Genomic DNA, 426 nt, shown 5'->3' with positions numbered 1-426 from the left:
GTGCAGCGCGACGGGCGGACGGTGGGGCTCTCGATGTTCGCCGGCTACAGCTACAACGAGCGGTCGTATCTCTCGCTCGGGGTCGTCGATCCGGGGGTGGAGATCGGGGACGTCCTGACCCTCGTCTGGGGCGAGGAGGACGGCGGCACCAGGAAGACGACGGTCGAGCCGCACGTGCAGACCGGGATCCGGGTCAAGGTGTCGCCGGCGCCCTACTCGCGGGACGCCCGGGAGACCTACGCCGAGGGCTGGCGCACCAGGCAGCCGGCCTGAGCTCGGCCCGGCCTGGACGGCTCAGCGCCAGCCGAGGGCCGGGGCGACGTGCGTCAGGATGGCCTCGAGGACGTGGGCGTTGTAGTCGACACCGAGCTGGTTCGGAACGGTGAGGAGCAGCGTGTCGGCCTCAGTGATCGCTTCGTCCTTCGC

General features: G+C 70.9%; 2 pseudogenes. One reads left to right on the top strand and one right to left on the bottom strand.

Annotated elements, in window-relative coordinates:
- Nucleotides 1-273 (top strand): annotated as a pseudogene (locus I6F37_RS41235) (aminomethyl transferase family protein); the annotation flags it as partial.
- Nucleotides 274-294: 21 nt separating this feature from the next.
- Here the strand turns inward: I6F37_RS41235 and I6F37_RS41230 are convergent.
- Nucleotides 295-426, bottom strand: a pseudogene (locus I6F37_RS41230) (LLM class flavin-dependent oxidoreductase); the annotation flags it as partial.

The sequence above is a fragment of the Bradyrhizobium sp. NBAIM08 genome (genome assembly GCF_020193935.1).
In the GTDB taxonomy this organism is placed as follows: domain Bacteria; phylum Pseudomonadota; class Alphaproteobacteria; order Rhizobiales; family Xanthobacteraceae; genus Bradyrhizobium; species Bradyrhizobium yuanmingense.
The sequence above is the reverse complement of the archived record's forward strand: the minus strand, read 5'-3'. Positions and strand labels throughout refer to the sequence as shown.